The following is a 24,939-nucleotide window of genomic DNA, read 5'->3' on the forward strand; positions in this document are numbered from 1 at the left end:
AGAAGTGTCCGCAGTAACGGGGTAGAACCCCAAACACACCTGTGCATCATCGGCGTATGTTGGCTCAGGTCCGCGCTCACAGTTCCTCCGGGGTGTCTCGGTGACATAAATGAAAGCGGCCATGATATAGCGATTGGGGCAAGGATTCATCGGCTGCGACCCGGGGGATTCGGGTCGGCCTTGCCGGAGGCGTGCTGATGCCCGACCCGCAGGGCAGAGCTTTGGATCCGGCGGACTATACGCAATTCAGTGATTATGAGAGTGGCGAAAATGCAAAATGTGCGAGTCGAATTGTTATATCTGACGGGGAACCATTGAGCCAATAACAAAACACGCATGAAATAGTTAGGACAAGGATCACAAAAATGACAAGAGAAAAAGGGAAAGGGGAAGCATGGTGGCCTGCTCTCACTGCGGAAGTGTCGATGATCTTCATCTGATCACGATTATTAATGGCGAATCCGGCGGGCCGGGAAGAATGCTGGTTTATTGCTTGCCGTGCCGGCAAAACCACGAAGAAAAGATCGATGTGGATATTCCCCTTGGCATGGTTAATCGCAGCCTTTTCCTGGATTTGTATCGTACCGGAAAAACCCGCTCCGACCCGTTTACGGCGACCGAACTGGTTTTTGGCCGGGCAGACCCGGAGCTGGTCAGCCAGGCGCAGCAGTTGCTGGCCACATCCAGGCTTTGACTCTCCGTGCGTGATTTTCTGGTCTTTCGCGAGCAGTAACGCGATATCACCCGTTTTCCCCGTGATGGGGTAGCGCCTGGAGGCCTCCCTCTGCTTTTTTCTCCGGGTGCTTTTTAATCCGGTCGATAGCTTTCAGCAAGCTGTTGAAGAAGAAATTCCCTGAGTACCACGGCATTATTGTGTGCGCTATCGTGGGCGGCGTAGAGCAGGGTCAGGCCCGGATTTTCGGCATGGCCCAGCAGTGCCCTGATACGCCCATGGCACAGCGAATGGCGTAATTCTTCCTGGTAGTTCTGATAGAAGGTCTGCCACTTCTCAGTGTCATGGTTGAACCAGCGGCGTAGCGCATCCGAGGGGGCCAGATCTCTGTCCCATTCATCCAGTTTCATCTCTGCCTTGCGAATGCCGCGGGGCCAGAGACGGTCCACCAGCAGCCGGTAGCCATCCTCCGCGCAGGGGGGATCGTAAGCCCTTTTGCAATCAATCCTCAGCGTACGCTGGTCCGCCATGGCAAGGCTCCTTTGCTGTCTCCGGTTGAGGGCTGGGGTGGCAAGGCTGGCTCGGGGTCGGGGGAATCTGACCGGCGATCAGGTAAAGACCTCCCCATAGCAATATCGTAAACAGTACCAGAACAAGCAGATGCGACCGTCGCCTCACGGCCATGTCTCGTTCTTCATTATCCGGTGAAGACATAGGGCACCGTTGGTATGACAGAATCAGGGGTGTTGCTGTTTAAGGCAACGGTTCACGTCATTGAGTATCTGATCGATACGTTCGGCGGCGCTGCATTGCTGGTGAACCTGGCCGCAGGATTGGCCACAATAGAGCGCCATGTCATCCACCTTGCCAGTGGCGTCGGCCAGCGGAGAGTCGGTGGAGAAAAGATAAACCGGTTGGCCATCCTGTTCCCCGAGAATGATGTCCCGAGGGGCGTTGTTGTATTCACCTCGTGTTACCGCGTTGGCTAGCACCCTGACCGGCGCAGGCTCATGCCAGTTGCGGGTAAAACGGGTGGTGTACAGGGTGTCATCGGCGTTGGCCCGCACCACACGCTGTTTGTGATGGGGATGGGCATTGGCTTCATGGGTGGCCAGGAAGGCGGTGCCCAGGCTGACACCCTGGGCACCGAGAGTGAAGGCGGCCAGCAGGGCGTCGCCACTGGCAATGCCTCCGGCGGCCACCACCGGGATATCGCAATTGGGGACGATCTGGGGTAACAGGGTGAAGGTGGATGTGCTGCCGCGCACATGGCCACCGGCTTCATGCCCCTGCACGATCAGTACATCCGCGCCGGCGGATTGGGCCAGGTCCGCATCGCCCTGGTTGCCGACCTGATAAATGACCTGTCGGCCCTCTTTTTTCAGAAACCGGATCAGCGCCGTATCGACCTGCCAGAACAGAACAAAGCTGTGCACCTTGAGGGACAGGCAGGTGGCAATCTGATCCATCAGCAGGTGCCGGTCGGTGGCGGCGGGTATCAGGTTGACGGCCAGTGGTCCGTCACTGAGTTGGCGGAAGGCAATAATCTCCTGGCGGATACGCTCCACCGGTTCGCGAACCATGCCAAGTACCCCGAAACCGCCCGCATTGCTGACGGCCGCGGCCAGTTGGTGGCGTGAGACGCCGCCCATGCCCGCCAGCATGATGGGCAACTCGCAGCCGAGGGTATGCAGCAGGGGCGTTTTCAGCAGGCGCGGCAGCGTTACCATTGCCAAACCTGGTCCACGCTTTCATAGAGATTGACCAGGCTCTGGCGGCTGATGGCCTGTACTCCGGGCAGGAATTGCCGGGTGGATAAACCTCGTTCTTCCAGATCATCGGTGACGGCATAGACGGGCACGCCACTTTCGATCAGGTTGTTGAGGTCGCGGGTGATATCCGCGGGTTCGGTTTGTGACCAGCTCGCCAGTGTGAGAGCCGGCTGCGGTGTTTGCTGGACTGCATAGTACACACCATGGCCGCTGAGCAGTACGGTCAGGTTGCCACCGGCACCACGCATGGACTGGGTCAGCCAGAGAATGGTGTCGTCCTGTTCTTCGGTGGTGGTGCGGAATGCCTGGTCGATCACTTGCAAGACTTTCATGGGTTACCTCGTACCGATGGTCAGGGTGTTGAAAGACTGGCTGGCATAACGCCACAGGTCTGGCGGGCCGCCACGGCCGCAATCCTCAATGACGTCATTGACGCCGCGTTCGTCCACGCAAAGACCGCAGTTGATCCATTCAAAATTCAGCCCCTTTGTCCTGGCTTTTTGCTGCAAGGCGACAATCCAGTCCTTGGTCAGCGGGTGGGCTTCCTCTTCGGTATTACGTCCATGAACGGCGTTGCCATGGGGGGATTGTTTGGCGAAGGCCAATGCCACGGCACCTTCGTAGGCAAATACCCGCACGTGGGTGTCTTTTTCCAGGGCGGCATCCAGCAGCCGGAAAAACGTGACGGTGCGTTCGCTCTCGAAAGGCGGATCCATAAAGGCAAAGGTCAAGGTTTTGCGATCATTCATGGCGGGCTCCTAGTTCCAGATCACTTTGTGGCCGTCCAGCAGGGCATCGATAACACTGTCAACGCTATCCACGGCGATGTTGTCTTTCAGATCGTCATCACTGATCTGGCGCTGTTGCAGTGAGAAGTCGTCGGCCAATACCGGCACGCCCCACTCGATCAATTGATCAAGATGCTGGCTTCGCGCGCCCTGGCGGGCGGGGATGACGCCGTTCTGTACCAGCAGAATCTGGACATTGTGGCCGGCATCGAAGAGTTGCCCGGCCAGGGCAAACTGATGCTCGGTACGGACCTCGGTAAACGGGTCCTGACTTTGTATGAACAGATAGTTCGACATGCATGTCTCCTCGGGTTAGCGGGGCATTACCGTTACCGGTGCCGCCTCAAGCAGGTGATCGCGCACAAGAAAATCGCCAAAGTGTTCCTGCGGGTGGCGTCGCTGACTGAAGGCTTCGAAGAGCGGAGCCATCAAATCGATGAATCGATTTTCGCTGACATTGCCGGCATACAGCCGTGCCTGACGATCCCCCTGGAAACTGCCGCCCAGGTAGAGGTTGTAAAGACCGGGCGCCCGGCCGGTGAGCGCGATTTCGGCCAGGTAAGGGCGTGCACAACCGTTGGGGCAGCCGGTCACTCGCAGAGTCATGGGGATTTGGGTGAGCCCGTATTGCGCTTTCAGACGGTTGAACAGGTCCAGAAAGTCAGGCATGTAACGCTCGGCTTCGGCCATGGCCAGTCCGCAGGTGGGCAGGGCGACACAGCTGAGGGTGTGGGCCGCCTGCTGATCCGGTGCCAGACGCGGGCTGAGCCCCAAGTCGTCCAGGCGCCATTGAATCTGTTCACGCTCATGGTCTTCCACATGGGTCAGCTGCAGGTTCTGGTTGGTGGTCAGGCGCACCTGGCCACCGTATTGCTGGAAAAAGCCCTCCAGTTGATCGCGCAGCGCGCCATCCACCCGGCCATTCTCGATGTAAAGCGTGGCATGCCAGAGCCCGTCGTCACCCTGGTGCCAGCCAAGCGGGTCACCATTTTGCGTCAGTTGAAAAGGCCTGGCCGCCGCCAGTGGTTGGCCGCGCCGGCTGGCCAGCTCCTCAAGAAACCAGTCGTTGCCCAGTCGGTCGAGCGTGTATTTGAAGCGGGCGCGGTGGCGGTCCTTGCGGTCGCCGAAATCGCGCTGGATTCCCATGACGATTTCCGCGAATGCCGGAGCCTGGTCAGCTTCAATGAAGCCGAGTACTTCGGCCAGTCGCGGGTAGCTGTCTTCGCGGGTGTCCAGCTGGCCCATGCCGCCACCTACGCAGATGTTGAAGCCAGAGAGTCGACCGTCTTCGATGATGGCAATCAGGCCCAGGTCCTGGCCGTAGACATCGATATCGTTCACGGGTGGAATGACATAGCCCACCTTGAATTTACGCGGCAGGTAGAGCGGGCCGTACTGCGGGTCTTCATCATCTTTGGGCGGGTGGTCTTCCCGGTACCAGATTTGCGGGTAGGCGCCGGTCTTGGGAATCAGACGGTTGCTGGTTTCCCGTGCCAGGGTCGCGACCTGGTGGTGCACGTTGGATAGAGAGGGGTTGCTCCCGCACACCACGCCCCGACTGTCATCGCCGCATGCCGCGATGGTGTCCAGGCCCAGGTCGCGAATACCTTGCATCAGTGCACGCAGGTTCGGTTTGCGTACACCATGCAACTGAATGGTCTGGCGGGTCGTGATGCGAATGCCGCGCTCGGCAAAGCGGCGCGACAGACGATCAATACCTTGCCATTGCTTTTTACTGAGGGTGCCCCCGGGAATGCGCAGGCGCACCATGAACTGATAGTTGGGTTCCAGTTTGCGACGGGTGCGGTCCGTGCGCAGATCACGGTCATCCTGCTGGTAGATGCCATGGAATTTCATCAGTAGGGGGTCGTCGCCGGGCACGGCGCCGGTCAGCGGGTTTTCCAGCCCTTCGGCGATGGTGCCGCGCAAGTGACGGCTATTGGCCTTGAGTTGTTCGTTGGCGTGCAGGGTGTTTACGTCCTGGGTGAGATCGCAGCGTCTATCGACCATTGTCTGCTTCTCCTAATAGAGGTTGCGGTGCAGGCGCTTGGCTTTGCCAAGCGGCTTCCAGAGCTCGCTGCCGAGCTGCTCGGCAAGAGCCTTTTCGCACTCCGTCAGGCGCGCCTTGTCTCCGCAGAAGTACAGATGAGCGTCCTGGTCGAGCCATTCCCGAAGCGTGGCGTCCTGATCCCGCAGCACGGCTGCCAGTGAGCGACCCGGTTGATCCTGATAAAACACCGTATCCACTTTTGTCAGCGCCCCGTTGGCATGGGCCAGCTGAATGTCGCTTTGATAGAGAAAATCCTGTTCGAAGGATTGTTCGGCAAAGATCAGCCAGACCGGGCGATTCTGCTGTTGGTGTTCGAGCTCCTGAAGAAAGGCCCGGTAAGGGGCGATGCCGGTCCCTTCACCAATCAGGATCAGTGGCGTTTCAGCCTGCTCGGGCAGCTGGAAGCGGGCGTTGCGGTGCGGGTAAAGGCGTACCGAATCGCCGGCCTCGAGAGCCAGCAGATAACGTGAGGCAATACCCTGCTCTGTGCGATTGACAAAGGAATAGCGGTAATCCTTGACCGTCAGATGCAATTCATCGCCGATGACATTAAGGCTGTTGGCCACGTCATAAAGGCGCGGCTGTAAAGGACGCAGGGCATCGACCAAAGCCTGGGGCTCCGGGGTGGCGGGCGCCTGCGTCAGCAGGTCAATGATCTGAACCTGTTTGAGGTACTGGCGTTGTTCGCGGCTGTCCGCACTGGCCCGGTGTCGCAGGGCGTCGTTGCCGCTTAGCTCCGCCCAGAATTCCAGAAAGCGGCTGCTGGGTAATGTCAGGTCCAGATGCTGGCGCAGGGCCTGCACCAGCGGTAGCGACTGGCCATTGACGCTGACCGCGGCGTCACCGGACAGGTTGCAGGCGTCCAGAACCGCAGCCACCAGCGCTGGTGGGTTGTCCGCCAGAATGCCCACGGCATCGCCGGGCTTGAGGGCCAGGTCGGTGGTTTCCAGCGCCAGTTCCAGGTGATGGATCGGCTGGCGGCGGCGAGAATCGCTCAAGCGCAGGTTCTCCAGCACTTCCACGTCGAGCGGGTTCTGTCTGCTGATCGTGGTGGTGGCAGGGGCGGCGGCCGGAATCGGGGCCGCAGCGCTATCGCTTTTCGGTAGCGCGGCCAGTACCGACTGGCTCCAGCGGGCCGCCGGTTCGGCAAAATCCACATCACAATCCTGCCGTGCATGCAGACGTTTGCCACCCAGGGCTTCCAGTCGCTGATCCAGTTGCTGGCCCGTCACACAGAACTGCTCGTAACTCCTGTCTCCCAGCGCCAGCACGGCAAAATTCAACCCCTCCAGGCGCGGGGCATTGTCGGCCATCAGGGCGTCATGGAAGGGCATGATGGGCTCCGGCGGATCGCCATCGCCATGGGTGCTGCAGATCACCAGCAGGTGTTCACGTTTGGTCAGTTGCCGCACACGCAGCTGGGCCAGGTCGGCCACCTCCACCGGGATGCCGGCGTCACGAGCCTGGTCGGCCAGTTTCAGTGCCAGGCCGTGGCTGTTGCCGGTCTCGCCGCCATGGGCAATCAATACGCTTGGGCTGTGGGTACTTGGCGTGCTGTCCTGTGGCTGTGGCGTGGCGGCCAGGTAGCCGCTCAGCCACAGGGTCTGGCGTTGATCCAGGCTGCGCAGCAGTTGCTGCACCTGTTGCCACTGCGGCTCGTTCAATGGCGAGGAAGATATCGGGGGCGTCATGGAAGCGGGCGCTCCGGTAGTGTCAATGCAACCAGTATGCGACGCCCGATTTATAGGAAATAATGAAATATAATAGAATTTAATATCGAAGATATTGATATAAAGCCGGCAGATAAAGGACGCTCACTTGGATATTGATCTGGCTCGCACCTTTCTGGAAATCGTTCGCACGGGCAGTTTCATGGCGGCGGCGGAGCGTCTGCATATCACCCAGACCACCGTGACCGCCCGCATGCAGAACCTGGAGGGGCAGCTGGGGTGCCGGTTGTTCATCCGCAATCGCAGCGGGGCCAGCCTCACCGACAATGGTGAGCGGTTCGCCGGCCATGCCAGTCAGCTGGTGCAGACCTGGGAGGTGGCCCGCCGGGAGCTGCCCCTCCCCGAAGGCGCCGGGTCGGTGTTGACGCTGGGGGCGGAAATCAGCCTCTGGAATCCCTTGTTGCTGAACTGGGTATCCGCACTGAGTCAGGTGCTGCCTGACGTTGCCCTGCGCACCGAGGTCGGTGAGCCGCGCTCACTGCATGAGCGTCTTGAGCAGGGCGTACTGGATGCGGCACTGGTGCACCAGCCGGATTACTGGCCTGGCATGCAGGTCGAGCAGCTGCTGGAAGAAAAGCTGATCATGGTGCGCACACCCCACACGGCGCAGCCCTACGTCTATGTGGACTGGGGAGCGCATTTTCGCCAACAGCATGATGCCGCCTGGCCGGAAAAAGCCCGTGCCACGGTCTCCATGGATCTGGGGCCACTGGCGATTCAGTACTTGCTGGCCAACGGCGGCAGTGGCTATTTCCGCACGCGGGTGGCACAACCCTGGCTGGAGCAGGGCAGCCTTGAGCGCGTGGTGGATGCACCGGAATTCAGTTATCCGGTGTATCTGGTGTGTCCGAAAGCCAAGCAATCAGAGGATCTGCTGTCTGCTTTGGATCAACTTAGGAGTACGGTAAAACAAGCTGATTGGCGTGATTGGTAGAGAACGCTGACTGCCGTTATGATGCGGCCTTTTCATGGACCCGCTGGAGACAAACCATGACTCGACCGGAGCGTTCCGGACTGCCTGTATCCCCCGTGTTGTCTGACTTGTCGCGAGGCAATACGCGTCGTCAGGGCATGATGGGGAGGCGGCGTCTGCTCTGGTTATGTGTTCTGGCGGCGGTACTTGGATTATTCGCGGCGCCAGTGGCTTTCTGTCTGATCAACCTGATTCACTTTTTTACCGGTGTGTTTTTTCATGGCAGTTTTTCTTTTGATAGCGCTTCTCCAGTAGATAATTCACTCGGTGTCTGGGTCATTTTCATTCCCGTCGCCGGTGGGCTCATCGTGGGCTTGATGGCTCGCTGGGGGGCGGCGGCAATACGTGGCCATGGCATTCCCGAGGCGATGGAAAAGGTGCTTCTTGACGATAGCCGGATTCCGGCCCGTATTACCTTGCTCAAACCGCTCTCTTCAGCAATTTCCATAGGGTCGGGCGGGCCTTTTGGGGCGGAAGGCCCGATTATCGCCACCGGTGGTGCTCTGGGCTCCCTGCTTGGGCAAATACTTCATATCACCGCTCAGGAACGCAAGATATTGCTGGCTGCCGGGGCGGCAGCAGGCATGGCGGCGGTGTTTTCCGCTCCGCTCTCTGCGGTGCTTCTGGCGGTTGAATTATTGTTGTTCGAATTCCGTGGGCGTTCCTTGTTGCCTGTTGTCATCTCTACTGTCGTTGCCACGGTGTGCCGTTATGGGTTGTTGGGCACGGATCCGGTGTTTGCCATGACGACGATAGCGATGCCCGGTGCCGGCGCCATGTTGTTCTACGCCATTCTCGGGATAATCATCGGTGTGCTGAGTGTGCTGGTGACTCGCCTGCTTTATCGCATCGAGGATGCTTTCGAAACACTGCCTTTGCACTGGATGTGGTGGCCTGCACTGGGTGGGCTGGCGGTGGGTGTTGTCGGCTACTGGGTGCCGCAAACCATGGGGGTTGGTTATGATCTGATCCGCGATATCATCAACGGCAGGCTGGCATTCGAGGCTCTGTTGCTACTAGGTATCGCGAAATGGATTTCCTGGTCCATTGCCCTGGGCAGTGGAACTTCCGGCGGTACACTGGCGCCATTGTTTATTATTGGTGGTTCCTTGGGCGCCGTTTTGGGCATGGCTGCTGATGCCCTGTTTCCTGGCTTGGGGATCAACATCGGGCTTGCCGGCCTTGTGGGCATGGCCGCCATGTTTTCCGGTGCTTCGCGGGCGCTGTTGACCGCTATCGTGTTCGCTCTGGAGGTGACCCGTGAACCGGATGGCGTGCTACCGCTAATGGCGGGATGTGGGCTGGCCTGGCTGGTTTCTTCCGCATTCATGCGAACCACCATCATGACCGAAAAAATCAGTCGTCGCGGTGTGCGTGTGCCGGATGAATATGCCGCTGATCCTCTGGAACAAGTCAGCGTTGGGCAGGTTTGCACAACGGATGTCATTACGATCAATGGAGACCAGAAAGTCGCAGGGGTGCGTGAATGGCTCGCTAGCGATGTATCTTCAACACATCACCAAGGATTTCCTCTAATCGGACCGAATCAGACATTGCGGGGAGTGGTAACGCGAAGGGATATATGGCGTCTTGATGTTGACGGAGCGGCCCCCATTGCCGAGCTGGTGAGACGACCTCCCGTTACCACGACACCGCAGGCTTCCTTGCGACAGGCGGCGGACAAGATGGTTCGAGAAGGCGTGGGGCGCTTGATTGTTGTCAATGAGCGGGAATCCGACAGGGTCGTGGGTATCATTACACGCAGTGACATTATCAAGTCCCGTTCGCCGTTCCTGGAGTCCCGCGAGGAACGTTCAAGATCCATTCGCTGGTCGAGAGACGACTGAAGAGGTTACCGTCGTTGACTGACACATAAACAGGTGTGTGTTATACCTGTTATGGTGAGCCAAGGCCGTGAGTCAGTCATGCCGGATAGCAAAAATCATAGTGTGATCCTGTCTTACCCATTTAGGTTGTTCTTCCTGGCAACCAGTCTTTCCGCGATGGTGCTGGTCCCTATCTGGGTGTTTGCATTCACGCATGGCGTGTCTTTGCCCCTGGCATTGCCCCCTTTGTCATGGCATCAGCATGAAATGCTCTCGGGGTTTGTGAATGCGGCTATCGCGGGGTTTCTTCTCACGGCCGTATGCAACTGGACGAGAACACCGCCGGTAAAAGGGGGTGGCCTGCTGGTGCTGGGTGTATTGTGGCTGACTGGTCGCGTGCTGATGGCATTTGGCTTCAGGATACCTGCCATTTCAGCTGTCGTGGATCTACTGTTCCTGCCTGTTGTGACATTTCTGGTGGCAGTGCGCGTGATGAAGGCTCGTCAATGGCGGCAAAGCCCGATCATTGTCGTCTTGATGATGTTGTGGGCAGCGGATATGGCTTTCCATTTGAGTGCGAATCCACGTTTTCTCCATGCCCAGCTATTGATGGTGTCAGCATTGATTCTTGTTATTGGTGGGCGGATCACGCCCGCGTTTACCAATAACTGGCTCCGGGTATCGGGCAGGCAAACAGTCCCGATACGTTTTCATCCATGGCTGGATTGGCTCGGCGTATTGCTGGCCGTGATGCTTGCTCTGTCTGTTTGTGTGGGTGAGCAGGATAACCCGTTGGCTGGCGTTGTGGCTTTAATGGCAGCTTTGGTGGTGTTAGTGCGTGTGATGATGTGGCGCCCTTTGAAAATCCTGGGTGAGCCATTGCTGTGGATATTGCATGTTGGTCATTGCTGGCTGGCCAGCGGCTATTTTCTCTTTGCCTGGAGCCTTTATCAGCATTCCAGTGATAGTGCTTGGGTGCATGCGCTGGGCGCCGGAGCTATCGGCACCATGATCCTTGGTGTCATGACACGGGTTACGGTAGGGCACACGGGAAATCCCATGCGCTTGTTGAAAGGGGGTGTGTATTTGTATGTGGCTGTTATCGCGGCGGGTACAGTCCGGGTGTGGGCTGCCATGGGCGGCCTGTCTTTGCCTGGGAGCTGGTATGTAGCGGCGGGATTATGGGCATTGGCTTTTGGTGGATTTTCGATTCTCTATGGGCCTTTGTTGTGGCGGCCACGGATGGATGGTCGGGCGGGCTGATCAATAGCTCGTGCTGTTCAGGGAAGAGACATGCCTTATCAGTGGATAAAATACCTGCATGTGTTTTTTGCCATTAGCAGTGTCGGCCTATTCCTGCTGCGCCTGCACTGGCGACAGGTAGCGCCGCACCGGTTGCAGCTGCGGTGGGTTCGTATCCTGCCGCATGTGAATGACTCCCTGCTGTTGCTGGCGGGGCTGACCTTGATGGCACGGTTGCAGGCCTGGCCCTGGCAGACCCCCTGGCTGGCGGCCAAAATGCTGGCGCTGGGGCTCTATATCCTGGCGGGGATGTGGGCGTTTCGCGCCAGGGGCAAGGCGGCGGTGGCGGCCGCCATGTCGGCACTGTTGGTGTTTTTCTACATGGTGGCGGTGGCCGTGAGCAAACAGGCCTTGCCCGGTATCTAAATCAAGAGGTGAAGCACCATGACGGCGGTAACCCTGGCATTGTGGAGTTGTGGCATTTTTTTTCTGGTCGGCCTGCTGACCGGCGTCTGGAAGTACCTGCAGATTCGGCAAAGTTCGAGGAGCCGGGCGCATTACTATGTGGATGTGGCGCACCGGGCCAGCCTTATGTACGCCTTTGCCTGCCTGGTGCTGGAGCGCTTTGCCCGTCTCAGTGTCTGGTCAGAGACCGTCAATACCGTGGCGGTACTGGCGTCGGTACTGTTTTTTGCCCTGGCCGTGGGCAGCTATATCCTGCATGGCTGGCTCCAGGACACCCGCAATCAGTTGCAGCCACCGCATCGTGTGGGAGGCGCGTCCATGCCGGCCGGGGTCATGGCACTGTTCATGTGGGCGCTGGTGGTGGCCGAAATCGGCGGCTTTCTGGTGTTGTTCAGTGGCTTTGCGCTTGCCTAGGGCCTGTGGCGTTGCGGCAATCATGGCCAAGGGTGTTTTTTGCTTCCTGTTAATGCCCGCTGCGGCTAACGGGGGATAGGTCACATTCCCGGCGGAGGTTGGGCGCTAGGGTTGTCTTCAGTGACGTGAAGGATCATGCCTTGAACGATCCGGGGTTTCGGCCGGGAGTGTGGAGATTATGCGAGCAAAGTGGGTTGTTCTCTTGCTGATGGTGTTGGGCCTGTGGTCGACGCCGCTGATGGCGGCATCGAATGGCGGAACCACCATTGCACAACTGGATGTGGCTGAAGGCCATGACCCTGATCACATGGCGCCGGGTATCCCCCGCGACTTTCCGCTACCTCCCGGTAGTCACGGGTTGGTGGTCAATAGCAGCTTGACCATTGGAACGGTGAAAGGGGTGGATGAAAAGCAGGCCATCGCATTCTATAAACCCTATTTTCAGGCCCGTCAGTGGGACATTCGCCGTGATGTGGAGGCGCCGGGTTTTGTGAAAATCACCGCTTGCGAAAAAGCCGGTTCGCAATGCGTGACCTTGTCCGCCTCGTCCGGTGGCATGACCAACACCCCTGGGGTAATGCGCTTTAGTTTCCCGCAAAAAGACACGTTGCGTTGATTACTATTCACAAGGAGAGGTGAAATGAACCGTGCGCCGGGTCAGTCTGGTGGATTTCGTTATCTTGTTGTCGCGGCCCTGCTGTGTGGAATGTTTGTGTTGCAACCGGCCATGGCCGCCGCCCCCGCAATGACGACACTGGGCGCGCTGGCCCGGGAAGAGGGCTGGAACCCGGATGCAGGCAACCCGCCCAATATGGACAAAAGCATTCCGCGTGACTTTCCCGTGCCGATCAGTGCCCATGATCTGAGCGCCAGTAATGGGGTTGGCGCAGCAGGGGTGAAAGGGGTTAATGCGGAGCAGGCTGAAGCCTTCTATAACCAGGTATTCAAGATGCAAAACTGGCGCGTGGACACGCACATGAGCCTGCCCGGTTGCGACAGTTTTGTCGCCTGTCGTGAGGATGGCGTCTGCGTCAATCTCACCGCCGTTTCCGAAGGCGGCATGTGCAGTGACCCGGGTGAAATGAATATGTTGTTCTTCCAGGACGACAAGTAGTCACTTCCAGCCTGGGCAGCCCGGGTCCGGCATCAGCCCGGCCCCTTGAATAATAGCTCGGCCACGGCCGGTTTGTTTTCCAGCAAATCCGCCAGACAGTATCCATCCAGCACCGCCAGAAAGGCCTGTTGTGCCTTGAACAACACGTTCTTGAGCTCGCAGGCCGGATCGATCGGGCATGAAGAATTCGGCCCGAAGCATTCCAGAAGTTTCAGGTTTTCCGTCTCCCGGACCAGGGTGCCCACATTGATGGCGGTGGGGGCTCTGGCCAGCACCAGGCCGCCGCCCCGCCCCCGCTGACTTTTCACATAGCCCAGCTGCGACAGCGTCTGTGCCACCTTGGCCACATGATTGGCCGAGATACCGTAGTCACGGGCCACCTCCTGCACGGTGACCGGGGCCTGTGCCTGCTGCAGAGCCAGGTGGATGAGAGTGCGCAAGGCGTAATCGGTGTGGGTAGAGAGTTGCATCGCTTGACTCGAACAAAAGAGGTATCTAATATGCCTTTTTAAAAGAGGCATGTAAAATACCACTTTAAGGAGGCGATCATGCTGTCTGCTGCCCAACTGGATGTCATCAAGCAAACCGTTCCTGTTCTGCAGGAAAATGGCGAGGTTCTGACGCGCCACTTTTACCAGCGCATGTTCCTGGAAAACCCGGAAGTGCTGGCGTTCTTCAACCCGGCTCACCAGCACGCCGGCACCCAGCAGCGCGCGCTGGCCGGGGCTATCTGTGCCTATGCCCAGAATATCGAGAACCCGGCGGCCCTGGCCTCGGCGGTGGAACTGATTGCCCAGAAGCACGCCTCACTGGGGATTCGGGCCGAGCATTACCCGATCGTCGGGCAGAACCTTCTTGCCTCCATTCAGGAGGTGTTGGGCGAGGCGGCAACGCCGGCCATCATCGATGCCTGGGCTGCGGCCTACGGCGTGCTGGCGGATATCTTCATCAATCGTGAGCAGCAGATTTACGACGATCAGCAGGCGTCCTTTGGCTGGAGCGGCTTCAAGCGCTTTGTGGTGGAAAAGCGCGAAATGGCCAGCGACAACATCGTGTCCTTTTACCTGGCTCCGGAAGACGGTCAACCGTTACCCGCCCATCAGCCGGGGCAGTACATCACGCTGCGCCTGACGCCGCCGGGCAGTGATCCGGTCATGCGTAACTACAGCCTGTCGAACCGGCCTGGGGCCAGCCGCTACCGTATCAGCGTCAAGCGTGAACCGGCGCTGGAGGCTGGTGCACCGGCGGGGCTGTGCTCCGGGTTTCTGCATGATCAGGTGAAAGAGGGCGATGTGGTGGAACTGGCACCGCCCTGTGGGGAGTTCACTCTCGGGGCTAAGCCGAATGCAGAAAAACCGCTGGTGCTGATCGCTGGCGGAGTGGGCATCACACCGATTCTTTCCATGCTCTACGCGGCCCTTGAGCAACAGTCAGGCCGGCAGGTGGTGTTCATCCAGTGTGCGCTCAATGGTGCCGTGCGTCCCTTCGCCGATGAGTTGGCGACTCTGAAAGAGGACTACGCCAACCTGAAATCCCATGTGCGCCTCAGCGAACCGCAGGACGCGGATCGCCGCAAGGGAGGTTATGACAGCGAAGGGCTGCTTGATAATGCCTTGCTGGATCAGTTAATCGGCAAACAGCAAGCGGAGTTCTACCTGTGTGGACCCACGCCCATGCTCCGGCATGTCTGGCAGCTGCTCAAAGCGCGTGGCGTCGATGAGGCGGATATCCACTTCGAGTTCTTCGGACCAGCGGGGGATCTGGCGGCCTGATGTACGTTGCCCCCTGTGTCACCCGCAGGGGGCGTTTTTTCTTTCCTTTCTCGTCCCGCCTACTGATAGCGCTGGGCAATATCCGCCATGACTTTTTGCGCCTGGCTGGAGTCGCGCTGGAACTTTTCCTTCAGGTCCTCGGCCATGACCCGTGCCAGCTTGTCGCCGACGATGGGCACATTGATCTTGACGCTGAAGGTGATATCGAGCACGCAGCCGTCATCGCTGTCTCGCACGGCCATTTTGCCGCGTACCTGGGCGGGCATGCCCTTGAACTGGATATCGATGTTGCCGGTACGGCTGGTCCGGTCCCAGCTGTCGGTCTGGACCAGGGTGATGGTCTCGGGGACGAATTTGCGCGCGAAGCCGGGGACATCAATATCCACATCCACATCGCGGCTGACGGTGATGCGGGAGCGATCGCCCTGGTTGTCGGCGTCGATCAGCTGGATGTTGCTGGCACCGGAGAGCTGATATTTCTGCAGAAAATAGTCCTGGTCGCCAAATACCTGCAGCACCACGTCAGCAGGAAAGGGATAGCGATTCTGTTCGGTGAAATCCATGGGCGTTCTCTTGGTTGCCGATTGTTGTTTTTCGGGCTCGATTCTGCGCATTGTACACAGGATGGTTGTTTGTGTTCGTCCACACTGGCGCCGCGGGTGTCCGCGCTTCACTTTGACGTGGGCATCAAGCCTGACGCAGGCTGCCGGGCCCGGATACCCAATTGCAACGAATCAGGTAATGTTCGTGCCGGTAAAATCCGGATGATGGGACTTTTAAGGGGTCAGTAACAGCCCTCAATAACAACAAGGAGAAGGCCGATGGCGAAAAAGCTGTCCATTATGGATTCCGGCTGGTTGATGATGGAAACCCGCGAGACCCCCATGCATGTGGGCGGGCTGGTGCTGTTTGATATTCCCGAGGACGCTCCGCCGGATTATCTGGAGGGTGTATATCGCTACATGGTGGAGGTGGATGGTATCTGCCGGCCCTTCAACCAGAAGATACAGTCGCGCCTGCCGTTGTATATGGATGCTACCTGGGTGGAAGACCGTAATTTCGATATCGACTACCACGTGCGCCACTCCGCGCTGCCGCGCCCGGGCCGGGTGCGCGAGCTGCTGGCACTGGTGTCGCGGCTGCACGCCCAGCGCCTGGACCCCAGCCGGCCCCTGTGGGAGAGCTACCTGATCGAGGGGCTGGAGGGTAACCGCTTTGCGCTCTATACCAAGATGCACCACTCCATGGTGGATGGCGTGGCCGGCATGTACCTGATGCAGTCCCGCATGGCCACCCGCGCTGATGAGCGCCTGCCGGCGCCCTGGGACGGGCGCTGGGATGCCAACAAGCCACCGCGCCAGAAGGGCATCAATGTCAAAGCCGGCGCCATGGAGGGGCTGAGCAATGTGCGCAAGGCCACCGGCCAGGTGGTTGACCTGCTGCGCCAGCCCAGGGACAGCACGGTGAAGACCATTTACCGGGCGCCGAAAACCCAGCTGAACCGGCGTGTCACCGGGGCGCGGCGTTTCGCCGCCCAGTCCTGGTCCCTGGGCCGCATCAAGGCCGCCGCCAAACGCCACGGTGGCACCGTCAACGATATCTTTCTGGCCATGTGTGGCGGCGCATTGCGGCGCTACCTGCTGACGCTGGATTCCCTGCCGGACGAGCCGCTGGTGGCCCAGGTGCCAGTGGCCCTGCGCAGTGCCGACCAGGCCGAGGAGGGCGGCAACGCCATCACCATGGTGCAGGTGAGTCTGGGCACGCACCTGTATGCACCCCAGGACCGCCTGGCCGAGATTCAGGATTCCATGGCGGCGGTGAAAAAGCGCCTGGGCCTGATGCAGAAAGCGGAAATCGACGTCTATACCGTGCTTACCAATGCGCCCCTGTCACTGGGGCAGATTACCGGCCTGTCCGGGCGCGTCAGCCCCATGTTCAACCTGGTGATTTCCAATGTGCCGGGCCCGAAAGAGACACTCTACTTCAATGGCGCCGAAATGCTGGCCTCCTACCCGGTGTCGCTGGTGCTGCACGGTTACGCGCTCAATATCACCGTGGTCAGCTACAAGGACAGCCTGGAGTTCGGTGTGATCGGCTGCCGTGACACCCTGCCGCATATCCAGCGCTTTCTCGATTATTTCGAGGAATCCCTGGCCGAGCTGGAAGCCTGAAGCCGGCACCTCTTCTCTGGGCGGGATAGCGGCTGGGGGAGCGGGCCGTTTAGCCGTAGGGCTTGATTGGACCGCATTGGGCCGCCATGGGGCTTGGGGTGTGCCGGTGGCGGTGTTATGTTCCCTCCCTGTGACAACGGGCCCATCGGGCCCCGCTGATACGGGGATGCCACCTTGCTCGACGACCAGATCCATGAGGCCACTCAAACGCTGGCCCAACAGCTGATCCGGCAACAGCTGATGACGGCCACGGCGGAGTCCTGCACCGGTGGCGGCATTGCCCAGGTGATGACGTCCCTGGCCGGTTCCTCGCGGTGGTTCGAGCGCGGTTTTGTCAGTTACTCCAACGAGGCCAAACAGGAGTTGCTGGGCGTCAGTGGCGAGACCCTGGCCCGGGTGGGGGCAGTCAGTGAAGAGACCGCCCTGGAGATGGCCCGCGGTGCCATTATCCGCTCCCGTGCCCATATCAGTGTGGCGGTCACCGGTATCGCCGGCCCGGACGGCGGCAGCCCGGACAAGCCGGTGGGTACGGTATGGATCGCCTGGGGCCAGAAGCTGGGTTATGCGGAGGCGCAATGCTTCCATTTCGACGGGGATCGCCATGCCGTTCGTCAGCAGACCATTCTGGAGGCGATCCGGGGCTTGAATGCCCGACTCGCCTAGCCACAATCAATCCATCAGACAGACAGGGTTGCAATGGACGGGAATAGCTGTCCATAATACTGTCCATATTGTCAGTGCTGGCCAGGAGGTCAGCCATTCTCAGGAGAGGGGTCACTAATGAGCGATAAGAGCAAGGCACTGTCGGCGGCGCTGTCACAGATTGAGCGCCAGTTCGGTAAAGGGTCGGTGATGCGCATGGGCGATCGTAAACGCGAACGCATGCCGTCCATTTCCACCGGTTCCCTGGGGCTGGATATCGCATTGGGCATTGGCGGTTTGCCCAAGGGGCGCATCGTCGAAATCTATGGCCCTGAATCCTCCGGTAAAACGACACTGACATTGAGCGTGATTGCCCAGGCGCAGAAGAAAGGCGCCACCTGTGCCTTTGTGGACGCCGAGCACGCGCTGGACCCGGATTACGCCGAAAAGCTGGGCGTCAACGTGGACGACCTGATCGTGTCCCAGCCGGATACCGGTGAACAGGCCCTGGAAATTACCGACATGCTGGTGCGCTCCGGGGCGGTAGACGTGGTGATTGTGGATTCCGTGGCGGCCCTGGTGCCCAAGGCGGAAATCGAAGGCGAGATGGGCGATGCCCACGTGGGCCTGCAGGCCCGTCTGATGAGTCAGGCCCTGCGCAAGATCACCGGTAACGTTAAGAATGCCAACACCCTGGTGGTGTTCATTAACCAGATTCGTATGAAGATCGGTGTCATGTTCGGTAACCCGGAAACCACCACCGGCGGCAACGCCCTCAAGTTCTACTCGTCCGTGCGTCTGGATATCCGCCGTATCGGTGCGGTCAAACAGGGCGACGAGGTGACCGGTAACGAAACCCGTGTGAAGGTGGTGAAGAACAAGGTCTCACCGCCGTTCCGGCAGGCCGAGTTCCAGATTCTCTATGGCCAGGGCATCAACCAGCTGGGTGAAGTGCTGGACCTGGGGGTTCAGCAGGGCCTGGTGGACAAGTCCGGTGCCTGGTACGCCTACAAGGGCGACAAGATCGGCCAGGGCAAGCAGAATGCCTGCGAATTCCTGCGTGAGAACCCGGCGGTGGCCGAGGAAATCGAACAGGAAATCCGTGCCCGTCTGCTGCCTGACCCCACCGCAGAAGCCCCGGTGGAAGAAGAAACCGCGGCGGACAATGAGTGAACCGCTGACAGAAGCCGAGTTGCGCCAGCGTGCCGTGGGCCTGCTGGCGCGCCGGGACCACGCCCGCCGGGAGCTGGAAACCAAGCTGCGCTACAAGGTGGGCGAGCACCCGGACCTGCCGGCGGTGATGGCCTGGTGTGAGGAACATGGCTTTATTGATGACCGGCGGTTTGCCGGTTTTTTTGTGCGCTCGCGTATCGAGCGCGGGCAGGGCGCGCTGCGTATCCGCCAGGAGCTGCAACAGCGTGGCGTGGCCAGCGAACTGACAGATAGGGCCCTGGCCGAGGCCGAGGTGGACTGGTTCGAGTTGGCCCGTGAGGTGCGTGCCCGGCGTTTTCGCCATTACCCCACGGACCAGAAGGAAAAGGCCCGCCAGCTGCGCTTTTTGCAGGGCCGTGGCTTTGATGCCGAGCAGAGCTTTGCGGCCCTGGACTCTACCCCCGAGGAGTAATGCTCTTCCCGTCTGCCCTGTAGGAGCTTGCTTGCAAGCGAACCTGGATCCCTTCGCTTGCAAGCAAGCTCCTACAGATTACAGACAAAGCGCTGGTGTGATCGTGGTTGACAGGTATTCGCGACTCGAGCGTCGCTCCTACATACCAGGCAGGCCCGTACACACCAGACAGGCCCTTACACACCAGGCAAGCCCGGGTGGGGCGCTGGTCTGGAACCCGGGCGCCGCGTATCCTGCGCTCTGGCGTGTGCGAACAGGATTCATTTTTCCATGGAATACCTCTCTGACCCCTGGCTGGCGGCGACCATGCTGGGCGCCGGTGTGCTGGCCGGCTTCATTAATACCCTGGCGGGCGGGGGCGGGCTGCTGATCCTGCCGTTGTTGATGCTCAGTGGCATGGGAGCGGCGCTGGCCAATGGCACCATGCGGGTGTCAGTACTGATCCAGAGTGTGGAAGCGGTGCGTCAGTTCAACCGCCGGGGCACCATGCCCTTTGCCGCTCTGCCGGCCATTCTGGTGCCCTGCCTGCTGGGCACCCTGGTGGGGGCGCTGGCGGCGGCCTACCTGCCGGAAGCCATTCTCAAGCCGGTGCTGCTGACCACCCTGGTGGCGGTGGCGCTGATCATGGTGATCAAACCCAACCAGATGTCACCGGCGGCGCACGAAACGCCGCTGACACCGGGGCAGTCCGTGCCCGGCTGGTTGGGGTTGTTCTTTGCCGGTGCCTACGGTGGCTTTGTGCAGGCCGGGGTGGGCTTTGTGTTGATTGCCGTACTGGTCGGCCAGTTGCGCTATGACATGCTGCGCGGCAATGCCCTCAAGCTGGCCATCACCGGCAGTTTCACGGTGCTGGCGCTGGTCATTTTCGTGGCGCGCGGGCAGGTGGCCTGGTTGCCAGGGCTGCTGGTGGCAGCGGGCAGTCTGCTCGGTGTCAGGCTGGGCGTGGGCTTTGCCCACCGGGTGTCGCCGGTGGTGCTCAAACGCATTCTGCTGGTCATGGTGCTGGTGGTTTGTCTGGCCGCGGCCCTGAAAGGATAGGCGGCTTTCAACGGGGCAGGCTGACTGTGGCGCCGATAGACGAATCCCCATCGCAACGGGGCGTGCAGGGCGTTATACTCGGCGCCTCTGACAGCCAGCCAAGATACTGTTTCTCCTATGAAGAGTGCTGAACTACGCCAGGCCTTTCTGGATTACTTTGCCAGCCAGGGACATGCCAAGGTGCCGTCCTCGTCACTGGTGCCCCATAACGATCCCACCCTGCTGTTCACCAACGCGGGGATGAACCAGTTCAAGGACGTGTTCCTGGGCCGGGAGAGCCGTGACTACACCCGGGCCACCAGTTCCCAGCGCTGTGTGCGGGCCGGCGGCAAGCACAACGACCTGGAGAACGTCGGCTATACCGCACGCCATCACACCTTCTTCGAGATGCTGGGCAACTTCAGCTTCGGCGACTACTTCAAGCGCGAAGCCATCAAGTTCGCCTGGGAGTTTCTCACTAAAACCCTGGGCCTGCCCGAAGAGCGCCTGTGGGTAACCGTACACATCAGCGATGACGAAGCGGCGGATATCTGGCTCAACGAAATGGGCGTCAGCGCCAACCGTTTCTCGCGGCTGGATGAAGACAACTTCTGGCAGATGGGCGATACCGGCCCCTGTGGCCCCTGTTCCGAAATCTTCTACGATCACGGCGATGACGTGCCCGGTGGCCCGCCCGGCTCGGAAGGGGACGATCTGGACCGTTACATCGAAATCTGGAACCTGGTGTTCATGCAGTATGACCGCCAGGAAGACGGCGAGCTCAAACCGCTGCCCAAGCCCAGCGTGGATACCGGCATGGGGCTGGAGCGCATCGCCGCGGTCATGCAGGGCGTGCACTCCAACTACGAGATCGACCTGTTCCAGGCGCTGCTGAACGCCGCTGCCAAGGCGACCGGTTGCGACGACCTGGAAGAAAAGTCGCTGCGTGTGATTGCCGATCATATCCGTTCGGCCAGCTTCCTGACCTGCGATGGCGTGATTCCTTCCAATGAGGGCCGTGGCTATGTGCTGCGTCGTATCATCCGCCGCGCCCTGCGCCACGGCCACAAGCTGGGCCAGGACAAGCCGTTCTTTTCCACCCTGGTGTCCGCCCTGGTCGAGCAGATGGGAGAGGCCTATCCGGAACTGCCCCGCGAGCAGGCCCGCATCGAGAAAGCCCTGCTGGCCGAGGAAGAGCAGTTCGGCCGCACCCTGGCCGCCGGCATGAAGGTGCTGGAAAGCGCCATCGACGAGCTGGACGGCACGGTGCTGCCCGGTGAGGTGCTTTTCACCCTCTACGATACCCACGGTTTTCCGCCGGATCTGACCGCCGACGTGGCCCGTGAGCGTGAGCTGAGCGTGGACATGGAAGGCTTCGAGAAAGCCATGGAGGCCCAGCGTGAGCGCGCCCGCGGTGCCGGCAGCTTTGCCAATGACTACAGCGACCGGCTCAACATCGACGCGGTGACCGACTTTTCCGGTTACGAAAAGCTCAGCGACGAGGACGCCATCGTCGGTCTCTACAGGGATGGCGAGGCGGTGGACAGCCTTGATGCCGGCGAAGAGGGCATGGTGGTGCTGGCCCGCACGCCGTTCTACGCCGAATCCGGCGGCCAGGTGGGCGACAGCGGTTTTCTGGTGCTGGGCGACAACCGCTTCGCGGTGAGCGATACCAAAAAGCGCCAGGCCGCCCACGTGCACCTGGGCAAGGTGGAAAGCGGCAGTCTCAAGGTGGGCGACAAGGTCGCCGCCTACGTGGATGTGGAGCGTCGCCGCGCCATCATGCGCAACCACTCCGCCACCCACCTGATGCATGCCGCCCTGCGCGAGGTGCTCGGCGATCACGTGCAGCAGAAGGGCTCGCTGGTGGCCGCCGATTACCTGCGCTTTGACTTCTCCCACGGCGAGGCCGTCAGCGAAGCCCAGCGCGAGCAGATCGAAACCCTGGTTAATCGCCAGATCCTCGCCAACAGCCCGGTGACCACCGAGCTGATGGATATCGAGGCGGCCCGCGACGCCGGCGCCATGGCCCTGTTCGGCGAGAAATATGACGACCAGGTGCGGGTGCTGACCATGGGCAGCGACGGCTATTCCAAGGAGCTGTGTGGCGGCACCCATGTGAGCCGCACCGGGGATATCGGTCTGTTCCGCATCACCCTGGAAGCTTCCGCCGCCGCCGGTGTGCGCCGTATCGAAGCGGTCACCGGCGAGCACGCCCTCGCGGTGATGCGCAAGCAGGAGCGGGCACTGAGCGATATCGCCGCCACCGTGAAAAGCACCGCCGACAACGCCGCCGAGCGGGTCCGCAACCAGGCCCAGAAGGTGCGCGAGCTGGAAAAGGAAATCGAGCGCCTCAAGCAGAAACTGGCCAGCGGTGCCGGCAGCGACCTGACCGACAGCGTGCAGGACATCCATGGCGTCAAGGTGCTGGCCACCCAGGTGGACGGCGCCGACGGCAAGACGCTGCGCGTGACCATGGACAAATTGAAAGACAAGCTCGGCTCGGCGGTGATCCTGCTGGCCGCAGTGGAGGGTGACAAGGTGGCCCTGGTGGCCGGTGTCACCAAGGACCTCACCGGCCGCTTCAAGGCCGGTGATCTGCTCAAATTCGTGGCCGAACAAGTGGACGGCCGCGGCGGGGGTCGCCCGGATATGGCGCAGGGCGGGGGCAACAATCCCGCCGCGCTGCCGGCGGCTCTGGAAAGTGTGGGCGACTGGGTAGTCAAGCAGGGCTAGCAGGCCAGGCACACCGGTCAACATGAAATCAGGGCGCGTTTCTGTTAAGGTAACGCGCTCTTTTTTGCAGAAAAAGCGACTTTATGGCCCTTATCGTGCAGAAATATGGCGGCACCTCCGTGGGTACCGTCGAACGCATTCAGGCCGTTGCCGAGAAGGTGGCGGGCTTTCAGAAACGGGGTGATCAGGTAGTGGTGGTGGTGTCCGCGATGAGCGGCGAAACCAACCGCCTGATCGAGCTGGCCAAAGGCGTCAGCGACAGTCCGTCCCCGCGGGAAATGGACGTGCTGGTGTCCACCGGCGAGCAGGTCACCATTGCCCTGTTGTCCATGGCCTTGCAGAAGCTGGGACTGGACGCTCGCTCCTATACCGGTAGCCAGATTCCCCTGCGCACCGACAGTGCCCACTCCAAGGCCCGTATCGAAGACATCGACGACAAGAAAATGCGCGGTGATCTTGATGCCGGTCGTGTGGTGGTCGTGGCCGGTTTCCAGGGCGTGGATGCCAACGGCAACATCACCACCCTGGGCCGTGGCGGCTCCGATACCACCGCCGTGGCACTGGCCGCCGCCCTCAAGGCCGATGAGTGCCAGATCTACACCGACGTGGATGGCGTCTACACCACCGACCCGCGCGTGGTGGACAACGCCCGCCGTCTGGACAGCATTACCTTCGAGGAAATGCTGGAAATGGCCAGCCAGGGCTCCAAGGTCCTGCAGATCCGCTCCGTGGAATTCGCCGGCAAATACAACGTGCCGCTGCGTGTCCTTTCCAGTTTCCAGGATGGCCCTGGAACGCTTATTACCGTCGACGACGAGGTTGATATGGAAAAGCCGGTAATCTCCGGAATTGCCTTTACCCGTGATGAAGCCAAAATCATCGTGCGTGGCGCCCCGGATACCCCGGGCATTGCCTTCAAGATCCTCGGCCCGGTGAGCGCGGAAAACATCGAAGTGGACATGATCGTGCAGAACGTGGGCAAGGACGGCGCCGCCGACTTTACCTTCACCGTTCACCGCAACGATTTTGCCCGCGCCAAGGAAGCTCTGCGCAACGCCTCCGAAGAGCTGGGTAACCCGGAAATCATCGGTGATGACAAAATCGCCAAGGTCTCCCTGGTGGGCGTAGGCATGCGTTCCCACGCCGGTGTGGCGGCCAAGATGTTCGAGGCGCTGGCCAAAGAAGGCGTCAACATCGAGATGATCTCCACCTCCGAGATCAAGGTCTCCGTGGTGATCGCCGAGAAGTACCTGGAGCTGGCCGTTCGCGCCCTCCATGCCGCTTTCGAGCTGGACCAGCCGGCCGCTTGAATTGTGTTCACGGGGCGACGACCGGTCGGTCTCGCCCCCGTGACGGCAAGACTTTCCCGCCTGACTGCGGCATAATGTCGCCCCTTCCGCACAGGGCGGGTACGTGGTTCCGACTCCAGGGAGATAGTCACGGACGGCGGAGGTGCCAGTGCCCAGTGCGAGAAATTGCGCTCACTGAAAATCCAAGGACCCCAGGAGGGATCGACAATGCTTATTCTCACGCGTCGAGTCGGCGAGACACTGATGGTTGGCGATGAAGTCACCGTCACCGTTCTCGGAGTAAAAGGCAACCAGGTACGCATCGGTGTTAACGCGCCGAAAGAAGTGGCCGTGCACCGCGAAGAGATTTACCAGCGGATTCAGCACGAAAAAACCACAGATGGCGAGTCTGCCTAGTTTTTGAGCTGTATTTTTCCCGCAAAGTCGTTATGATGCGCGGCGTGCTCGGATGCTAACAGGCACCTGGCTGACAATCTGCAGTTTCCGGAGAGGTGGGTGAGTGGCTGAAACCAGTTCCCTGCTAAGGAACCATACGGGTTACCGTATCGCGGGTTCGAATCCCGCCCTCTCCGCCATACAAACAAAAACGCCCCGCATCGCGGGGCGTTTTTGTTTGTATC

Annotated in this window: 26 protein-coding genes and 1 tRNA gene; 18 read left to right on the plus strand and 9 right to left on the minus strand. The window is 60.1% G+C overall.

Annotated elements, in window-relative coordinates; translation table 11 throughout:
* The first annotated feature begins 394 nt into the window (after nt 1-394).
* On the plus strand, nt 395-694 hold the full coding sequence (locus tag A11A3_RS15655; protein ID WP_202802697.1) for a hypothetical protein: 300 nt from the start codon (nt 395-397) through the stop codon (nt 692-694).
* A gap of 113 nt (nt 695-807) precedes the next feature.
* Here the strand turns inward: A11A3_RS15655 and A11A3_RS15660 are convergent, their stop codons facing one another.
* The 7 genes from A11A3_RS15660 to A11A3_RS15690 all read right to left on the minus strand — a co-directional run bounded on the left by A11A3_RS15660 (nt 808) and on the right by A11A3_RS15690 (nt 6,974).
* Nucleotides 808-1,203, minus strand: a complete 396-nt coding sequence (locus tag A11A3_RS15660; protein WP_008930308.1) for a DUF488 domain-containing protein — start codon at nt 1,201-1,203, stop codon at nt 808-810.
* A gap of 207 nt (nt 1,204-1,410) precedes the next feature.
* Complete coding sequence (locus A11A3_RS15665; protein ID WP_008930309.1) at nt 1,411-2,403, minus strand: NAD(P)H-dependent flavin oxidoreductase; 993 nt, start codon at nt 2,401-2,403, stop codon at nt 1,411-1,413.
* Nucleotides 2,397-2,777: a DsrE family protein gene (locus A11A3_RS15670; protein ID WP_008930310.1), complete on the minus strand. Its 381-nt coding sequence runs from the start codon at nt 2,775-2,777 to the stop codon at nt 2,397-2,399. Before A11A3_RS15670 ends, A11A3_RS15665 begins: the two co-directional genes overlap by 7 nt.
* A gap of 3 nt (nt 2,778-2,780) precedes the next feature.
* On the minus strand, nt 2,781-3,194 hold the full coding sequence (locus A11A3_RS15675; RefSeq protein ID WP_008930311.1) for a DsrE/DsrF/TusD sulfur relay family protein: 414 nt from the start codon (nt 3,192-3,194) through the stop codon (nt 2,781-2,783).
* Between the two features lie 9 nt (nt 3,195-3,203).
* Nucleotides 3,204-3,530, minus strand: a complete 327-nt coding sequence (locus tag A11A3_RS15680; RefSeq protein ID WP_008930312.1) for a DsrE family protein — start codon at nt 3,528-3,530, stop codon at nt 3,204-3,206.
* Nucleotides 3,531-3,545: 15 nt separating this feature from the next.
* The gene (locus A11A3_RS15685) at nt 3,546-5,243 is read right to left on the minus strand and encodes an NADPH-dependent assimilatory sulfite reductase hemoprotein subunit (RefSeq protein ID WP_008930313.1); all 1,698 of its coding nucleotides are present in this window, start codon (nt 5,241-5,243) and stop codon (nt 3,546-3,548) included.
* A 12-nt stretch (nt 5,244-5,255) separates the two neighbouring features.
* Complete coding sequence (locus tag A11A3_RS15690; protein ID WP_040297308.1) at nt 5,256-6,974, minus strand: diflavin oxidoreductase; 1,719 nt, start codon at nt 6,972-6,974, stop codon at nt 5,256-5,258.
* Between the two features lie 127 nt (nt 6,975-7,101).
* Here A11A3_RS15690 and A11A3_RS15695 point away from each other — a divergent pair, with 127 nt between their 5' ends.
* From A11A3_RS15695 to A11A3_RS15725, 7 genes are all read left to right on the plus strand, one after another.
* The gene (locus A11A3_RS15695; protein WP_008930315.1) at nt 7,102-7,947 is read left to right on the plus strand and encodes a LysR family transcriptional regulator; all 846 of its coding nucleotides are present in this window, start codon (nt 7,102-7,104) and stop codon (nt 7,945-7,947) included.
* 56 nt (nt 7,948-8,003) lie between these two features.
* On the plus strand, nt 8,004-9,833 hold the full coding sequence (locus A11A3_RS15700) for a chloride channel protein (RefSeq protein WP_051011841.1): 1,830 nt from the start codon (nt 8,004-8,006) through the stop codon (nt 9,831-9,833).
* Between the two features lie 78 nt (nt 9,834-9,911).
* Nucleotides 9,912-11,075 (plus strand): NnrS family protein, encoded by a 1,164-nt coding sequence (locus tag A11A3_RS15705; RefSeq protein ID WP_040297310.1) that lies wholly within the window; start codon nt 9,912-9,914, stop codon nt 11,073-11,075.
* A gap of 30 nt (nt 11,076-11,105) precedes the next feature.
* Nucleotides 11,106-11,480: a SirB2 family protein gene (locus A11A3_RS15710; RefSeq protein WP_008930318.1), complete on the plus strand. Its 375-nt coding sequence runs from the start codon at nt 11,106-11,108 to the stop codon at nt 11,478-11,480.
* A gap of 18 nt (nt 11,481-11,498) precedes the next feature.
* Entirely contained in the window at nt 11,499-11,933 is a 435-nt protein-coding gene (locus A11A3_RS15715) for a hypothetical protein (RefSeq protein WP_008930319.1), read from the plus strand.
* Between the two features lie 178 nt (nt 11,934-12,111).
* Entirely contained in the window at nt 12,112-12,549 is a 438-nt protein-coding gene (locus A11A3_RS15720; protein ID WP_157375782.1) for a hypothetical protein, read from the plus strand.
* A 24-nt stretch (nt 12,550-12,573) separates the two neighbouring features.
* Nucleotides 12,574-13,047, plus strand: coding sequence for a hypothetical protein (locus tag A11A3_RS15725; RefSeq protein WP_008930321.1), 474 nt, complete (start codon nt 12,574-12,576; stop codon nt 13,045-13,047).
* Between the two features lie 32 nt (nt 13,048-13,079).
* On the opposite strand, the gene A11A3_RS15730 is transcribed toward A11A3_RS15725, so the two are convergent.
* Complete coding sequence (locus A11A3_RS15730) at nt 13,080-13,517, minus strand: RrF2 family transcriptional regulator (RefSeq protein ID WP_008930322.1); 438 nt, start codon at nt 13,515-13,517, stop codon at nt 13,080-13,082.
* A 78-nt stretch (nt 13,518-13,595) separates the two neighbouring features.
* Between A11A3_RS15730 and hmpA the strand changes: the two genes are divergently transcribed.
* Nucleotides 13,596-14,819 (plus strand): NO-inducible flavohemoprotein, encoded by a 1,224-nt coding sequence (gene hmpA, locus A11A3_RS15735; protein WP_008930323.1) that lies wholly within the window; start codon nt 13,596-13,598, stop codon nt 14,817-14,819.
* A 59-nt stretch (nt 14,820-14,878) separates the two neighbouring features.
* Here hmpA and A11A3_RS15740 read toward each other — a convergent pair whose 3' ends face one another.
* Nucleotides 14,879-15,382 (minus strand): DUF2505 domain-containing protein, encoded by a 504-nt coding sequence (locus A11A3_RS15740; protein WP_008930324.1) that lies wholly within the window; start codon nt 15,380-15,382, stop codon nt 14,879-14,881.
* A 258-nt stretch (nt 15,383-15,640) separates the two neighbouring features.
* Here A11A3_RS15740 and A11A3_RS15745 point away from each other — a divergent pair, with 258 nt between their 5' ends.
* From A11A3_RS15745 to A11A3_RS15785, 9 genes are all read left to right on the plus strand, one after another.
* Nucleotides 15,641-16,990: a WS/DGAT/MGAT family O-acyltransferase gene (locus A11A3_RS15745; RefSeq protein ID WP_008930325.1), complete on the plus strand. Its 1,350-nt coding sequence runs from the start codon at nt 15,641-15,643 to the stop codon at nt 16,988-16,990.
* Between the two features lie 174 nt (nt 16,991-17,164).
* Nucleotides 17,165-17,653: a CinA family protein gene (locus A11A3_RS15750; RefSeq protein WP_008930326.1), complete on the plus strand. Its 489-nt coding sequence runs from the start codon at nt 17,165-17,167 to the stop codon at nt 17,651-17,653.
* Nucleotides 17,654-17,770: 117 nt separating this feature from the next.
* Nucleotides 17,771-18,805: a recombinase RecA gene (recA, locus tag A11A3_RS15755; RefSeq protein ID WP_008930327.1), complete on the plus strand. Its 1,035-nt coding sequence runs from the start codon at nt 17,771-17,773 to the stop codon at nt 18,803-18,805.
* Nucleotides 18,798-19,256: a regulatory protein RecX gene (locus A11A3_RS15760; RefSeq protein ID WP_008930328.1), complete on the plus strand. Its 459-nt coding sequence runs from the start codon at nt 18,798-18,800 to the stop codon at nt 19,254-19,256. Before recA ends, A11A3_RS15760 begins: the two co-directional genes overlap by 8 nt.
* A gap of 270 nt (nt 19,257-19,526) precedes the next feature.
* Nucleotides 19,527-20,294 (plus strand): sulfite exporter TauE/SafE family protein, encoded by a 768-nt coding sequence (locus A11A3_RS15765; RefSeq protein ID WP_008930329.1) that lies wholly within the window; start codon nt 19,527-19,529, stop codon nt 20,292-20,294.
* Nucleotides 20,295-20,411: 117 nt separating this feature from the next.
* Complete coding sequence (gene alaS, locus A11A3_RS15770) at nt 20,412-23,009, plus strand: alanine--tRNA ligase (protein ID WP_008930330.1); 2,598 nt, start codon at nt 20,412-20,414, stop codon at nt 23,007-23,009.
* Nucleotides 23,010-23,092: 83 nt separating this feature from the next.
* Nucleotides 23,093-24,319 carry an aspartate kinase gene (locus A11A3_RS15775; protein WP_008930331.1) on the plus strand — a complete coding sequence of 409 codons (1,227 nt, stop codon included), beginning with the start codon at nt 23,093-23,095 and terminating at the stop codon, nt 24,317-24,319.
* A gap of 207 nt (nt 24,320-24,526) precedes the next feature.
* Complete coding sequence (gene csrA / locus A11A3_RS15780) at nt 24,527-24,715, plus strand: carbon storage regulator CsrA (RefSeq protein WP_008930332.1); 189 nt, start codon at nt 24,527-24,529, stop codon at nt 24,713-24,715.
* 89 nt (nt 24,716-24,804) lie between these two features.
* A tRNA-Ser gene (locus A11A3_RS15785) sits at nt 24,805-24,894 on the plus strand.
* The last annotated feature ends 45 nt before the right edge of the window (nt 24,895-24,939 follow it).

This window comes from Alcanivorax hongdengensis A-11-3 (assembly GCF_000300995.1).
Lineage (GTDB): Bacteria > Pseudomonadota > Gammaproteobacteria > Pseudomonadales > Alcanivoracaceae > Alcanivorax > Alcanivorax hongdengensis.